The 15,018-nt window shown below is 61.1% G+C and carries 9 protein-coding genes; 6 read left to right on the forward strand and 3 right to left on the reverse strand.

Translation table 11 applies throughout. The features are described 5' to 3' along the window. Window positions 1–43 precede the first annotated feature (43 nt). Complete coding sequence (locus INQ47_RS12045; RefSeq protein WP_404701758.1) at window positions 44–2,152, reverse strand: molybdopterin-dependent oxidoreductase; 2,109 nt, start codon at window positions 2,150–2,152, stop codon at window positions 44–46. A gap of 372 nt (window positions 2,153–2,524) precedes the next feature. Here INQ47_RS12045 and argF point away from each other — a divergent pair, with 372 nt between their 5' ends. Together argF and INQ47_RS12055 are read left to right on the forward strand one after the other, a co-directional pair. After that, window positions 2,525–3,445 (forward strand): ornithine carbamoyltransferase, encoded by a 921-nt coding sequence (gene argF / locus INQ47_RS12050; RefSeq protein WP_404701759.1) that lies wholly within the window; start codon window positions 2,525–2,527, stop codon window positions 3,443–3,445. Then, on the forward strand, window positions 3,442–4,551 hold the full coding sequence (locus tag INQ47_RS12055; protein ID WP_021781966.1) for an ABC transporter ATP-binding protein: 1,110 nt from the start codon (window positions 3,442–3,444) through the stop codon (window positions 4,549–4,551). Before argF ends, INQ47_RS12055 begins: the two co-directional genes overlap by 4 nt. A gap of 37 nt (window positions 4,552–4,588) precedes the next feature. On the opposite strand, the gene ybaK is transcribed toward INQ47_RS12055, so the two are convergent. Further along, window positions 4,589–5,059 carry a Cys-tRNA(Pro) deacylase gene (gene ybaK, locus INQ47_RS12060; RefSeq protein ID WP_003254957.1) on the reverse strand — a complete coding sequence of 157 codons (471 nt, stop codon included), beginning with the start codon at window positions 5,057–5,059 and terminating at the stop codon, window positions 4,589–4,591. A 301-nt stretch (window positions 5,060–5,360) separates the two neighbouring features. On the opposite strand from ybaK, the gene INQ47_RS12065 reads away from it, so the two are divergent. The 4 genes from INQ47_RS12065 (at window position 5,361) to glpD (ending at window position 10,462) form a co-directional block, all read left to right on the forward strand. Next, window positions 5,361–6,212, forward strand: a complete 852-nt coding sequence (locus INQ47_RS12065) for an MIP/aquaporin family protein (protein WP_404701760.1) — start codon at window positions 5,361–5,363, stop codon at window positions 6,210–6,212. Window positions 6,213–6,263: 51 nt separating this feature from the next. Further along, window positions 6,264–7,763 carry a glycerol kinase GlpK gene (gene glpK, locus INQ47_RS12070; RefSeq protein ID WP_019750598.1) on the forward strand — a complete coding sequence of 500 codons (1,500 nt, stop codon included), beginning with the start codon at window positions 6,264–6,266 and terminating at the stop codon, window positions 7,761–7,763. Between the two features lie 101 nt (window positions 7,764–7,864). Further along, the gene (gene glpR, locus INQ47_RS12075) at window positions 7,865–8,620 is read left to right on the forward strand and encodes a DNA-binding transcriptional repressor GlpR (protein ID WP_176683657.1); all 756 of its coding nucleotides are present in this window, start codon (window positions 7,865–7,867) and stop codon (window positions 8,618–8,620) included. A gap of 303 nt (window positions 8,621–8,923) precedes the next feature. Then, window positions 8,924–10,462, forward strand: a complete 1,539-nt coding sequence (glpD, locus tag INQ47_RS12080; protein ID WP_404701761.1) for a glycerol-3-phosphate dehydrogenase — start codon at window positions 8,924–8,926, stop codon at window positions 10,460–10,462. 27 nt (window positions 10,463–10,489) lie between these two features. Here the strand turns inward: glpD and INQ47_RS12085 are convergent, their stop codons facing one another. Next, window positions 10,490–14,812 (reverse strand): NEL-type E3 ubiquitin ligase domain-containing protein, encoded by a 4,323-nt coding sequence (locus tag INQ47_RS12085; RefSeq protein WP_404701762.1) that lies wholly within the window; start codon window positions 14,810–14,812, stop codon window positions 10,490–10,492. Window positions 14,813–15,018: the final 206 nt, after the last annotated feature.

The following is a 15,018-nucleotide window of genomic DNA, read 5'->3' on the forward strand; positions in this document are numbered from 1 at the left end:
ATTGTATCGGAAAGCCGAGCGCCGTGCTCGGCCTTGCCGTTCCTCAAGCGGCCTCGACCTGCACGGGTACGCCATTGAGCGCAGCGTTTCCGGAAACTTGGTCCCGAAAGCGTTCATCGGTCAGGTCATTGGCACTCACGCCGGGTTGCGCCTGTGCGATCTGCATGTGCACGCCCTGACGACCATGACCAAAGCCATGGGGCAAGCTGACCACACCGGGCATCATGTCTTCGCAGGCCTGTACCTCGACCTCCAGTGAGCCAGTACGTGAACGGATGCGCACGCGCTGGCCATCCTGCAGTTGCCGCTGCTGCAAGTCTTGCGGGTGCATCAACAGCTGATGCCGTGGCTTGCCTTTTACCAGGCGATGGAAGTTGTGCATCCACGAGTTGTTGCTGCGCACATGGCGGCGCCCGATCAGCAGCAGATCGCCCGGCACTGGTGGAGTCATTTGCGCCAGGCGGTGCAGGTCGTCGAGCAAAACCTGAGGGGCTGCTTCGACGGCCTTACTGGCAGTCGCCAGCCGCACCGCGAGGTTGCTGCGTAAAGGCCCCAGGTCAAGCCCATGCGGGTGATCGTCCAGTGTTGCCAGGGAGAGCTGCCAAGGCGTTGCTTCACCATAGCGCCCTTTGCGCAGGGCTTGATCAATCATCTGAGCAGGCGACCAGGTCGGCTTCAACTCCAACCCGGCACGCTTGGCAAACGCCTGGGCCAGGCCGACGAAGATCTCCCAGTCATGCAGTTCCCCCTCCGGCTTGGCCAGGATCGCCCGGTTGAAGCGCGTGACGTTGCGCACTGCCAGCAGGTTGAAGGTGCTGTCGTAATGGTCGTTTTCCAGCGCTGAGGTGGAGGGCAGGATCAGGTCGGCATGGCGGGTGGTTTCGTTGATGTAGAGATCGATACTGAGCATGAACTCCAAACCCTCCAGCGCCGCATCCAACTGGCGACCGTTAGGCGTGGACAACACAGGGTTGCCGGCAACTGTCACCAGGGCGCGCACCTGCCCTTCGCCCGGTGTTTGCATTTCCTCGGCCAGGGCCGCCACCGGCAGCTCGCCGCCGTACTCGGGCAAGCCCGACACACGGCTCTGCCAGGCATTGAAATGGCCGCCCGAGGTGGTCGCCACCAGGTCGACGGCAGGTTCCGTGCACAACGCGCCGCCTGTGCGGTCGAGGTTGCCGGTCACCAGGTTCACAAGTTGCACCAGCCAGTGGCAAAGGGTACCAAATGCTTGGGTCGAGACGCCCATGCGGCCGTAACACACGGCCTGCCCGGCAGCGGCGAAGTCGCGTGCCAGCTGGCGAATGTCCGCTGCAGCGATTCCACACTGGGCACTCACGGCCTCGGCACTGAACGGCGCAATGGCCTCACGCACCTGCTGCAGGCCGTTGACCGGCAAGTGCGAGCCCCGCGCCAGGCCTTCTTCGAACAATGTGTTGAGCAAGCCGCACAACAGGGCTGCATCAGCACCGGGGCGTATGAACAAATGGCTGTCAGCCATTGCCGCCGTTTCGCTACGTCGCGGGTCAACCACCACCAGGCGCCCACCACGCGCCCGAAGGGCCTTCAGGCGCTTCTCCACGTCCGGAACGGTCATGATGCTGCCATTGGAGGCCAGTGGGTTGCCGCCAAGAATCAGCATGAATCCCGTGTGGTCGATGTCCGGAATCGGCAGCAGCAGCCCATGCCCGTACATCAGATGGCTGACCAGGTGTTGGGGCAACTGATCCACTGAAGTGGCAGAGAAACGGTTACGGGTCTTGAGCAGGCCCAGAAAGTAGTTGCTATGGGTCATCAAGCCGTAATTGTGCACACTCGGGTTGCCTTGGTAGACCGCTACGGCATTGCGCCCATGGGCCTGCTGGACCGCCCACAATTTTTCGGCCGCCAGTGCAAAGGCCTCATCCCAGCCAATGGCTTGCCAATGGTCGCCTACTCGCCTGTGTGGCTGGCGCAGGCGATCCGGGTCGTTCTGAATGTCCTGCAACGCCACGGCCTTGGGGCAGATATGGCCACGGCTGAACGGGTCCAGTGGGTCGCCCTTGATCGAGCTGATCAGGGCCCGCCCGTCCTCCTCATGGCTGACTTCGATGTTGAGCCCGCAGATCGCTTCGCACAGGTGACAGGCACGGTGATGCAGGGTCTTGGTCATGGCCGCCTCTGCCTTGTTGTTGTCGAACAGTGACTATGCGCCCGGCCCCTCCCCGCGGCCAGTGCGCTTCGCCGCGTGAATCCACCGACATCAGGCGCACGATTTACGACAGCCATTTGCCAAATTGCCAGCAAGCCGTGTACAACCTTGTGTAGCAAATAAAGAACAGCACGGCCAACGGGCAAAGACACCGTTTGCAACACCCTTTGCGATCAGGCCGCTTTTCCCCCCTTGGCTTCAGGCGACATTTACTTATAGTATTGCGCCTTTCCCTATTTCGTCCGCCCCGTGCGGCTTACGCCGCAGGTCATTCCCGTTGTCAAAAAAACCATACGGTCGACCTGCATACCGTTGCAGATAAGGTAGTCAATCATGAGCGCTAGGCACTTTCTCTCCCTGCTGGACTTCACCACCGACGAATTGCTCGGGGTGATCCGCCGCGGCATCGAGCTGAAGGACCTGCGTAAGCGAGGCGTGCTGTTCGAACCCCTGAAGAACCGTGTACTGGGCATGATCTTCGAGAAGTCCTCGACCCGTACCCGTGTGTCCTTCGAGGCCGGCATGATCCAGCTCGGCGGCCAGGCCATCTTCCTCTCGCCCCGCGACACCCAGCTGGGCCGCGGCGAGCCGATTGGTGACAGCGCCATCGTGCTGTCGAGCATGGTTGATGCGGTGATGATCCGTACCCACGCCCACAGCACCCTAACCGAGTTCGCCGCCAAGTCGCGCATGCCAGTGATCAACGGCCTGTCCGACGAATCGCACCCGTGCCAACTGCTGGCCGACATGCAGACCTTTGTTGAACACCGCGGCTCGATTCAGGGCAAGACCGTGACCTGGATCGGCGATGGCTTCAACATGTGCAACTCCTATATCGAAGCCGCCACGCAGTTCGATTTCCAGCTGCGCATCGCCTGCCCCGAAGGCTATGAGCCGGATCAACGTTTCATGGAACTGGGCGGCGACCGCGTGCAGATCATCCGGGATGCCAGGGAAGCTGTGCGTGATGCTCACCTGGTGGTCACCGATGTCTGGACTTCCATGGGTCAGGAGGAGGAAACTGCACGGCGCCTGGCGCATTTCGCACCTTACCAAGTCACCCGCGAACTGCTCGACCTGGCTGCACCCGATGTCCTCTTCATGCACTGCCTGCCCGCCCACCGTGGCGAGGAAATCAGCCAGGACCTGCTCGACGACCCACGTTCGGTCGCCTGGGACGAGGCTGAAAACCGCCTGCATGCACAGAAGGCGCTTCTCGAATTCCTTGTAGAACCGGCTTACCACCACGCATGAGTCAACCCCTACTGCTCAACCTGCGCAACCTCGCCTGTGGCTATGGCGACCAGCGCATCGTCCAGAACCTCAACCTGCACCTGAACGCAGGCGACATCGGTTGCCTGCTGGGTTCATCCGGTTGCGGCAAGACCACCACCCTGCGCGCCATCGCCGGTTTCGAGCCGGTGCACGAAGGTGAAATCCACCTGGGCGGTGAGGTCATTTCCCGGGCTGGCTTCACCCTGGCTCCGGAAAAGCGTCGCATCGGCATGGTGTTTCAGGACTACGCGCTGTTCCCGCATCTTACCGTGGCGCAGAACATTGCCTTTGGAATCGCCAAACACCCACGCCAGGCCGCCGTCATCGAAGAGATGCTGGAACTGGTCAAACTCGGCGGGCTGGGCGGTCGTTACCCGCATGAGTTGTCTGGTGGCCAGCAGCAACGTGTCGCCCTGGCCCGGGCGCTGGCGCCCGAGCCGCAACTGTTGCTGCTTGACGAGCCGTTCTCGAACCTCGACGTAGAGCTGCGCCGTCGCCTGAGCCATGAGGTTCGCGACATTCTCAAAAGCCGCGGTACCAGCGCCATTCTGGTCACCCATGACCAGGAAGAAGCCTTTGCGGTCAGTGACCAGGTCGGTGTCTTCAAGGAAGGCCGCCTGGAACAGTGGGACACGCCCTACAACCTTTACCACGAACCGCAGACGCCATTCGTGGCGAGTTTCATCGGCCAGGGATACTTCATCCGTGGGCAAATGAGCAGCCACGAGGCGGTCAATACCGAAGTGGGTGAGCTGCGCGGTAACCGCGCCTACATCATGGCGCCGGGCAGCTCGGTGGATGTACTGCTGCGCCCGGATGATATCGTGCATGCACCTGGCAGCGCGCTCCTGGCGAACATCGTGGGCAAGAGCTTCCTCGGGGCATCGACGCTCTATCGCTTGCAGTTGCCCACCGGTAGCCAGCTGGAAGCGATCTTCCCTAGCCATAACGACCACGAGGTCGGTGAGAATGTGGAGATTGCAGTGAAGGCCGATCACCTCGTGCTATTCCCTGTACCGGGTAGCGTTGCGGCACAGTTGCCACGCCAGGAGAATGGCGTGCGTCGTTACAGTTCGGCGACTTGACTTCAGCGCCATGGGGCCGCTTGGCGGCCCCATGCTCTCAGCCTCGACCAATCCCGGCAAACGTGCCCTGCGTATACTCCGCCAGCACCGCCGCTGCCAACTCCACTTCCAGGCCACGCCTACCGGCGCTGACATGGATAGTTGCAAAATTCTGCGCCGAGTCATCGATAAAGGTCCGCAGGCGCTTCTTCTGCCCTAGTGGGCTGATCCCGCCCACCAAGTAACCGGTCGCCCGCTGCGCCGCCGCCGGGTCGGCCATCTCGCACTTCTTCACCCCGGCAGCATGGGCCAGCGCCTTCAGGTCCAAGGTACCCACCACAGGCACAACCGCTACCAGCAATTCCCCTTTCTCGCTGCTTGCCAGCAACGTCTTGAACACCTGTTGCGGGTCGAGCCCGAGCTTTTCCGCCGCCTCCAGGCCATACGACGCCGACTTCGGGTCATGTTCATAGCTGTGCACACGATGCTCGGCACGGTGCTTCTTCAACAGGTCTAGGGCGGGGGTCATGCAGGGGCTCCAGTCAGGGACGACTCGGCGGCTACTTTAGGACAATTCCTACATCCCAGCCAGCGCACCGCGATCGCGCGCCTCTAGTACGGGATCCGCATCTTATTCTAGCGGCCATATCGTGACTGACCGTTCACTTTCGACCTTTGACATAAGCGTTTCTTGTCTATATTTTTTCGTTTCTGAATAAGCGGTGCACTTTTAAGGTGCATTTCCTACATCATCCGGGGTCAATGAGGATAGACACCGGGTTTTGCTGTCGAGCGCCACGCGCCTCACAACAAAAAAAACGAGGTCATACATGACGACTGCTCTGCACCAACCCACGCTGTCCAGCCAATGCCTGGCCGAGTTTCTCGGCACCGCCCTGCTCATCTTCTTCGGTACCGGCTGCGTCGCCGCGCTCAAGGTTGCCGGCGCCAGCTTCGGGCTTTGGGAGATCAGTATCATCTGGGGTGTGGGCGTCAGCATGGCCATCTACCTCACCGCCGGTATTTCCGGTGCACACCTGAACCCAGCCGTAAGTATCGCCCTTGCACTGTTCGCCGGGTTCGACAAGCGCAAGCTGCCCTTCTACATGCTGGCCCAGGTATGCGGCGCATTCTGTGGCGCGGCACTGGTCTACACGCTGTACAGCAACCTGTTCTTCGATTTCGAACAAGCCCACGCCATGCTGCGCGGTAGCGAAAGCAGCCTGGAGCTGGCCTCGGTGTTCTCCACCTACCCGCACCCGTCACTGTCCACCAGCCAGGCATTTCTGGTCGAAGTGGTGATCACTGCCATTCTGATGAGCGTGATCATGGCCCTGACCGACGACAACAACGGCCTGCCGCGCGGTGCCATGGCCCCGCTGCTTATCGGCCTGCTGATTGCGGTGATTGGTAGCGCCATGGGCCCTTTGACTGGCTTTGCGATGAACCCGGCCCGCGATTTCGGGCCAAAACTCATGACATTCCTGGCCGGTTGGGGCGAAATCGCCTTCACTGGCGGGCGGGATATTCCTTATTTCCTGGTTCCGGTATTTGCACCGATCGTTGGCGCCTGCCTGGGTGCAGCAAGCTATCGCGGCCTTATTGCACGCAATCTGCCAGTAGCGGCCGCCGCGATCCCTGAGACAAATGACATTCGCCAGGGCGATACTCAAGCCAATTGATGCCGCCACCACGCACAGCCCTGACCCTCTATTCTTGCAAGGCCTACAACCATGACAGACACCCAGGATAAGAACTACATCATCGCCCTGGACCAGGGCACCACCAGTTCGCGGGCGATCATTTTCGACCGTGACGCCAATGTTGTGGGTACCTCCCAGCGCGAGTTCGCACAGCATTACCCGCAGGCGGGTTGGGTCGAACATGACCCGATGGAGATTTTCGCCACACAAAGCGCGACCATGGTCGAGGCCCTGGCCCAGGCAGGCATCAGCCACGCTCAGGTTGCCGCACTGGGTATTACCAACCAGCGCGAAACCACTGTGGTGTGGGACAAGGAAACCGGGCGCCCGGTGTACAACGCCATTGTCTGGCAGTGCCGCCGCAGCACCGAGATCTGTGCCCAGCTCAAGCGTGACGGCCATGAAGGCTACATTCGTGAAACAACCGGCCTGGTCACCGACCCGTATTTCTCCGGCACCAAGCTGAAGTGGATCCTCGACAATGTCGACGGCGCCCGTGAACGCGCCGAGCGTGGCGAACTGCTGTTCGGCACCATCGACACCTGGCTGATCTGGAAATTTACCGGCGGCAAGGTTCACGTCACCGACTACACCAACGCCTCGCGCACGCTGATGTTCAACATCCACAGCCTGCAGTGGGACGACAAGCTGCTGGAAATCCTGGGCATCCCGCGGCAAATGCTGCCTGAGGTGCGCCCCTCTTCGGAAGTGTACGGCCACACCAAGAGCGGCATTGCCATTGCCGGTATCGCCGGCGACCAGCAATCGGCACTGTTCGGCCAGATGTGCGTGGAGCCGGGCCAGGCCAAGAATACCTACGGCACTGGCTGCTTCCTGTTGATGAACACGGGTGACCAGGCGGTGAAGTCGTCCCACGGCCTGCTCACTACCATTGCCTGCGGCCCGCGTGGTGAGGTGGCCTATGCACTGGAAGGCGCGGTATTCAATGGTGGCTCTACCGTGCAATGGCTGCGTGACGAACTGAAGATCGTCAACGACGCCCTGGATACCGAGTACTTCGCCAGCAAGGTCAAGGACAGCAACGGCGTGTACCTGGTGCCAGCCTTTACCGGCCTGGGCGCCCCATATTGGGACCCGTATGCCCGTGGTGCGCTGTTCGGCCTGACACGTGGCGTGAAGGTAGACCACATCATCCGCGCCGCACTGGAGTCTATCGCCTACCAGACCCGCGATGTCCTCGACGCCATGCAGCAGGACTGTGGTCAGCGCTTGTCCGAACTGCGTGTGGACGGTGGTGCGGTGGCCAACAACTTCCTCATGCAGTTCCAGGCCGACATCCTCGGCACCTGCGTGGAGCGGCCACAAATGCGCGAAACCACGGCACTGGGTGCCGCCTATCTGGCTGGCCTGGCCTGTGGCTTCTGGAGTGGCCTGGACGAGCTGCGCGACAAGGCGATCATCGAGCGCGAGTTCAGCCCGCAGCTGGATGAAACGCAGAAAGAAAAGCTGTATGCCGGCTGGAAGAAGGCAGTCGAGCGTACCCGTGACTGGGAAGATCACGAGGCATAAAACCTGTTGGGGCCGCCATGCGGCCCCAAACGTCCACTGGCCGTCATCCCTTTCCTACGGCATCATTGCAGAATTTGTCCGGCAGCCCAAAAGGACCGCCCATGAATCTGCCCCCCCGCCAACAACAAATCCTCGAACTGGTGCGCGAACGCGGCTATGTCAGTATCGAGGAAATGGCGCAGCTATTCGTTGTCACTCCCCAGACCATCCGGCGCGACATCAACCAGCTTGCCGAGCTCAACCTGCTACGCCGCTACCACGGCGGTGCGGCTTACGATTCGAGCATCGAAAATACCGCCTACGCCATGCGTGCCGACCAGATGCGCGACGAAAAACAGCGCATTGCCGACGCCGTGGCCCGACAGATTCCCGACCATGCCTCGCTGTTCATCAACATCGGCACCACCACCGAATCGATTGCCCGGGCACTGCTCAACCACAGCCACCTGAAAGTAATCACCAACAACTTGCATGTGGCTGCGATCCTGGCCGCCAAGGACGATTTCGAAGTGCTGGTGGCGGGCGGCACGGTGCGCCGAGATGGTGGTGTAGTCGGCCAGGCCAGTGTCGATTTCATCAACCAGTTCAAGGTCGACTTCGCCCTGGTGGGCATCAGCGGTATCGACGAGGATGGCAGCCTGCTCGATTTCGACTATCAGGAAGTGCGGGTGTCGCAAGCCATCATTGCCAATGCCCGACAAGTGATCCTCGCGGCCGACTCCAGCAAGTTCGGGCGCAATGCGATGGTGCGTCTGGGCTCGATCGACCTGGTCGACTGCCTGGTGACCGACCAGGCTCCTACCCCACCCCTTACCCAATTGTTGAACCAGAACAAGATCAGGCTTGAGGTGGTTTAGGGCTTGTGGGTGCATGCCGCCAGGTTCGTGGCGGCTTTGAAACCAGGCGCCGTCCGCGCGGCGCATCGCCAGCGAAGCTAACGCCTGCATCTGTTTCGGGCCAGTTATTCCTGAGGCAGAGGCGCGCCCCAACCAGAACCCAAGCCGTATCCTCCTGAATTTTCAAAAATGTTCACTTTATTGTCATTTGATCAGTCTTTTCTATAGAAACTGGCTAGCGACCGGCTTTCTATTGCGCTAGTATTTTCGAAAGCGAACATTAATGTTCATATTCGATATGAACAGCACCAGGAGGCCTTGCCCGTGTCCCAGCCAGTTTCGTCCCAGCCCCCAACAGCCGACTGCTATGATATTGCCGTAATCGGCGGTGGCATCAATGGCGTGGGCATAGCTGCCGACGCCGCTGGTCGCGGCTTGAAGGTCTTCCTTTGCGAAAAGGACGACCTGGCCCAACACACGTCGTCAGCCAGCAGCAAACTGATTCACGGTGGCTTGCGCTACCTGGAGCACTACGAATTTCGCCTCGTACGCGAGGCCCTGGCTGAACGCGAAGTGCTGCTGGCCAAGGCGCCGCACATCGTCAAACCTATGCGCTTCGTGCTTCCGCACCGCCCGCACCTGCGCCCTGCCTGGATGATCCGCGCCGGCCTGTTCCTCTACGACCACCTGGGCAAGCGCAAGCGCCTGGGCGCCTCGCGTAGCCTGCGCTTCGGCCCGGGCTACCCGCTGAAGCCAGCAATCACCCGCGGCTTCGAATACGCCGACTGCGCTGTCGATGACGCTCGCCTGGTGGTACTCAACGCCATGGCGGCCCGTGAGCTAGGCGCACATATCCACACCCGCACCCGCTGCTTGCGCGCCGAACGTGTAGAGGGCTTGTGGCAGGTAGAACTGCAGCACGCCGATGGCACCCTCCAGACGATCCATGCCCGCGCACTGGTCAACGCCGCCGGCCCGTGGGTGGCCAGCTTCATCAAGGACGACCTCAAGCTCGAGGCGCCTTACGGCATCCGCCTGATCCAGGGCAGCCACCTTATCGTGCCGCGCCTGTATGAAGGTGAACATGCCTACATTCTGCAGAACGAAGACCAGCGTATCGTCTTCTGCATCCCGTACCTGGACCGCTTTACCCTGATCGGCACCACTGATCGGGAATACAGCGGCGACCCGGCCGCGGTCGCCATTACCGAGCAGGAAACACACTACTTGTTGAAGGTGGTCAACGAGCACTTCAACCATCAACTGAGCCCAGCCGACATCCTGCATACCTACTCCGGCGTTCGACCGCTGTGCAACGATGAATCGGACAATCCTTCGGCAGTGACCCGGGACTACACACTCGCCCTTTCGGCGGAGGAAGGCCAGGCACCGCTACTGTCTGTGTTCGGCGGCAAGCTCACCACCTACCGCAAGCTGGCCGAATCGGCCATGGCCGAGCTCAAGCCCTTCTTCACCCAGATGCGCGGCGCCTGGACTGCCAGTGCGCCACTGCCGGGCGCAGAGGGCATGACAACGGTACAGGCGCTGATCGATGCCGTACTGGCACGTTGCGGCTGGTTGCCTGTTGACCTGGCCAAACGCTGGGTGCTCACCTACGGCAGCCGCGTGTGGCGGCTGCTCGATGGCGTTCACGGCCCCGAAGACCTCGGGCAGGCTATCGGGGCCGGGCTGTTCACCCGTGAGGTGGACTACCTGTTGGAGGAGGAATGGGCAGAGCAAACCGCTGACATTATCTGGCGTCGCACCAAGCTGGGCCTGTCGCTGACCGCACAGGAGCAGAGGGCTCTGGAGGCGTATCTGCAGCAAGCCCGCAAGGTGCGCGCGAATAGTCGCGCAGCCTGATATTGACGGTGAAGCCCTCTTGATTCGTCAAGGGGGCGTATTCGCCCAGCGCTCATAGGCTTCACGGGCCAAACGCGCCAGCAATGCCCGCTCGCTGCGATCGTAATCAGCCTTCAGTGCTTCACAGCGTTGCAGAAACTCGTTTTCGCTAATCACTTGCTCATCTACCTGAGCCTGTAGGGCTTCCATGCGCTGGTGCAGTGGCTGTACCAGTTCTTCAAATCGCTGCGCATGAAACTCTCGCGCGTATTGCTCCCAGAAAGGCCGCTGTGCCAACGAGGCTATCAGGGCATCCGTCGACTCATTTTGCAAAACCGCGTCCTGGACCCGCAGCACGTCGCTGGTGGTTACGCTTGCAAAACCCGGGTAATGCATTTCGTCGGGCTCGATCGGCAAGCCCAACGGACGCGCAAGCCGCTGTCGGTAAAAAAGCCTTGTCTCGATTTCATCGATATGTGGGGCGTGCTCGGCATGCATGCGTTGCACGTGCAACGTCGCGTGACGGTCGACCTCGTCGAGGCGAAACAAACCACGCGCCAGGCTTAGCAAACGGGCTTCCATCCGACTGCCATGCGCGTCTTCGACGGCACGCAGCACCAGGACCCCAAGTTCCATCTGCTCCAGCAACAGCAGCAGGCGGTCTTCACAACTGCGCCGGCCAGATGCCTCTAGAAACAACTGATGACGCAACTGCTCGTGCTGCTCACACGTTTCCAGAATTCGCCAGATTCGGCTGCGGTAATGCCCAGGGTGCTGTTCAAAGTCCTCGCCATGGACGAAGTCTGCCAGAAAGCGGAACATTCCATCTGATTGCGGTTCCTCAAGCAGGGCTGTCCATATGGCCTGCTGGCGATCACGTTCAGCGTCGGCTGTACTGTTGGCCCAGGTATTGAAAAGGTCACTGTCAATGGCGCGATGGCGTGCAAACGCTGACCCCCACTGCCCCGGGGTCACACTTCGAGCCTCATCGAGCAGCAATGCGTCAGCTTCGCCAAGTGGATTATCGTGCAAGGACAACTGGTGCACCTGCAGGCGCAGCTGCTGCAACTCTCGGCGCAGTGTGCGAATGTTGTTGTTACGCAAGTCTATGTGGGCACGAAATGAAATCCGCTCAGGCAACGCCTCAAGACCAGCAGAGCGCAAGTTGACTTCACGCAAATTGCCCAGGCGCGTCAGTACCGGCGCCCTTCCCAGCGGGTTGTGGCTGAGGTCGAGGTACCGCAGCGCGCTCATTCCGGCAAGACGCAACTCACCGGCCTCATCCATGATCACGCTGTTGCGGCGCAGGTTTAGCTGCCGCAGGCGGGGCATATGTTCAATGCCGTGAGGGATCGCAGTCAGGCGATTGCCAGACAGGTCGAGCTCAATCAGGTTGGGAAAACGTCGAAGAAAGTCCCCATTGATTTCACCAAGGCGCAGATCACTGAGGATCAGCCGTCGCACATGATCAAAGCTCACCCCCTCCGGTAATTCGGGCAGACTACCGATACGCTCTCCGCTGATGATCAGCGCGTAGTCCCCAGCCTCGTCGGTTATCTTGCGCCGCCAGCTTCGCCGAACGGCAGTAGCGACCCGACGGCGGCGCAGCGCGTCCAGTGGGTTACTGGCATCCCTGCGCCACTGGCGCAGGCTCTGACGCAGGCGTGCCAACTGTCCCGTGAGCTGGCTGTAGTGCTCCCACAACCCTACTCGCCGCTCCATGAGATCAAGCAGATAGGCTTGTAGCTCCCCGTCTGTCATTGTCGGAAACACTTGGTGAATACCACGCCCTATGGCACGCCGACTGCTCTCCCCTCGCCCACTCAAGGCATACCCGATACGCCCATCCCCCAAACGGGTCGGGGGTCGCAGGCCAACGCCCAGACGGGGCATGCCACAGAGCTCAGCCGCTTGGGTACGATCACCAGCAGCGGCCTCGATCAACAACGAGCCCAGGGCACCTGGACTGACAGCGGCATCGCCGAGATCGGCTGTCTGCGTCTCGTCCAGCGCAGACAGCAGCGCCGCCAGGTAGGGGCCGGATGTGCCTTGACCGGCATAGCGGTAGCCGTCGCCGCGGCGCACGATACACCGTACATCCTGCGCTGATTCAGCGCCGATACCGGCCAGATACCGCCCACTCGGGCTACCTTCGCGCAGTTCGATGCGCAGGGCGTCCGGCCACTTCAGCTGACGCTCAAGCAAGCCCAAAGCCAGGCGTTCGGTGTCGGGATTGACGCAACGCGGCAGGCGCAAGCCGGCACAGGCCCTGTCCAGACGGCTTTCGCGCAGTGACCATCGTGCGCGCTCGGCCACTGCCAAAGGGATCCGCTGCGCGGTGCTGAGCGTATCGAGCTGCGCACCGCTGCATTGCTGAAGCAGCTCACGGGTACAACGAGCCGACAGGCCCGGGAAAGTGCGCCGCAATATCCGCTCGATGCCATTGGGCTGCACTTGCCGATCAGCAACGTACTGCGCCAGTCGCGGCGCGCTGAAGTCCGGGTGTAATGCATGTGCCTGATAAAGTTCCAGGGCATCGAGCATCCGTGCAGGTGCGCCCATGTGCTCGACGTGCAAACGGCGAACTTGCGCTTCACTCAGCCCTGTCACCTGGAGCAGGTAGTCGCATGTCGCTTCCGGTAGTTCTGCCAGGGGCGTACTCAGGCGGCGCACCAGATTGGCCCGCCCTTCCCAGTATTGGGGAGCTTCCAGTTCATGGCGCCAGCCGCCGGCGCCATTCTGCTCGATCACCGGCCGATAGGCACTGGGACGACCAGGGTGCAGGATCCTGGAGCGACCATCCTGCGGATCCTCCAACACCCGATAGCGGCCACTATCGAGGTGCCATAACCATTCCTGTGCGCCAGCACCACGCAAAGGTTGGGCATCGTAACCGGGTAGATCCGTGGCCATGAGCTTGACCTTGCCTGCGGAGTCGCACACCGGTACCAAGTCATCCACGAAGGCCAGCCGCTCAAGGGCACGCACGGCCACTTGGCTGCTGGCTGCGATCATCCCGCCAAGCACGACGTTCTCGGCAACATTGAACAGGTGGTTCAACGCCCCTTCGCGATCACCCATGCGCCAATCTTCATACCCTTCATACACTTCGTCAGCAATCTGAACCGCGTTTGCCACCAGCAGCACTTCGCCAAGCACAGGCACGAAGGCGCCTGCCACGTTCAGCAAATTCATACCCAGCTCTTTGTAGCCCTGCATGCGCGCTTCGCGGTCTTCGTCATCTTCGACATCAGTGGGTACGGCGAGCACCTTGGCGTCATCCCTGATCTTGGCAAGGTGTTGCCGGCGCAGGTGTACGAACGGTGCGTCAGTGACCGGTGCAGAACGGGCGTCGAGTTCCACCCCGGCTGCCGATGCCTGCGCGACCCGTTCGTTCAATACCCGATAGAAATTGATGCGCTCACGCTCGGTAATGAAGCGCGCGAAAAAAAGCCGATAGTCCGGTGCACGGAAGCGCTTACCGAGGTACTTGTCGAGTGCATCCCAGCTGGCATGACGGGAGACGGGCTGATGAGGGTCATCGGGTATCCAGAGCACCACCGACTCCACTGCGCCATCAGCTGACGGACGCACTTCCAGCGTCAGCACGCCTTGAACCGGGCGGCCCAGCAGGTACAACTGCCGGGGAACCACAGTGCCAACCAGCGCAGGCACCACCGGCTTTTCGGCAACAAACGGCAACAGAAAAAAATACGTGCGCTCGTCAATGTCCTGTTTCAACGCAGCGACCCGCATCGCCACCTCGAAATGGGCCTTGAAACTCGCTTCGAACAGCCCGTGCAAGCGGGAAACGGCCTGGCCCGGCTCATCCTCCGGGCCATCTTCAGGCTGTAGGTGGTGCGTGAGCAACGCCTGGTACTTGCCACCTGCGTCGACCTCGCGACATGCGGAGGCAAACGCGTGGAAGCTCATCGGCAGCCGGTTACCGTTGCCATCGACCAATTCACCTTTGCGCATCAGCCCGGGGCGCGTCTCCCTGCGATGATAGTTATGCAGCGCCGCCTCCAGCAATGACCGCCTGGAGCGGCGAACATAGGTGGGCCGCAGCAGCGCAGGCGAAGCGCTGGGCAGCACCAGCCGCTGCGAGACCCGTACCTTCCAGCCCGTCACGTCCGGGTTGCTGATGCCGCTCTTGCGCAGTTTCGTTTTGAGCAACTCTGCTGCGTAGGCCTGCAAGGAAGGGATGGCCTGGAGGATCGGGCCAAGCCGAGCATTGCAGTGCGCCTGCCGACGCAGGGCATTACGTAACGCATCGAGCCTTTCCGGTTGCGCGTGGTCGACTAGCCATCCAGGCAAGTTTTGGGCAATCAGGCTATCGATGGAATCGTTCGGGGGCCGGTGCGGTGACATCTGTGGAACTCTCCAGGCAAAGAGCAGAGCACACTACGTCTGCGCCCTTGCCGCGCACTGCATAGTTACCACACGCGATACCTGGATGTGCGGCAGCCCACGCGTTCGGATAACCGAACGAGAAAACGCTATTTATTCGGCCTGGCGAACCCCGGAGAGCTGTCGAGACTGTCAAGCGCGAGCAATACAAGCGGTTTAAGGTCGAC

The organism is Pseudomonas sp. 3HC3 (assembly GCF_044904505.1).
GTDB classification, from domain to species: domain Bacteria; phylum Pseudomonadota; class Gammaproteobacteria; order Pseudomonadales; family Pseudomonadaceae; genus Aquipseudomonas; species Aquipseudomonas putida_Y.

Excerpts from the sequence above, each read along its gene's own strand:
- INQ47_RS12085 (WP_404701762.1), bottom strand. The coding sequence starts at position 14,812 with ATGTCACCGCACCGGCCCCCGAACGATTCCATCGATAGCCTGATTGCC.
- glpK (WP_019750598.1), top strand. The coding sequence starts at position 6,264 with ATGACAGACACCCAGGATAAGAACTACATCATCGCCCTGGACCAGGGC.
- ybaK (WP_003254957.1), bottom strand. The coding sequence starts at position 5,059 with ATGACCCCCGCCCTAGACCTGTTGAAGAAGCACCGTGCCGAGCATCGT.
- INQ47_RS12045 (WP_404701758.1), bottom strand. The coding sequence starts at position 2,152 with ATGACCAAGACCCTGCATCACCGTGCCTGTCACCTGTGCGAAGCGATC.
- argF (WP_404701759.1), top strand. The coding sequence starts at position 2,525 with ATGAGCGCTAGGCACTTTCTCTCCCTGCTGGACTTCACCACCGACGAA.
- INQ47_RS12065 (WP_404701760.1), top strand. The coding sequence starts at position 5,361 with ATGACGACTGCTCTGCACCAACCCACGCTGTCCAGCCAATGCCTGGCC.
- glpR (WP_176683657.1), top strand. The coding sequence starts at position 7,865 with ATGAATCTGCCCCCCCGCCAACAACAAATCCTCGAACTGGTGCGCGAA.
- INQ47_RS12055 (WP_021781966.1), top strand. The coding sequence starts at position 3,442 with ATGAGTCAACCCCTACTGCTCAACCTGCGCAACCTCGCCTGTGGCTAT.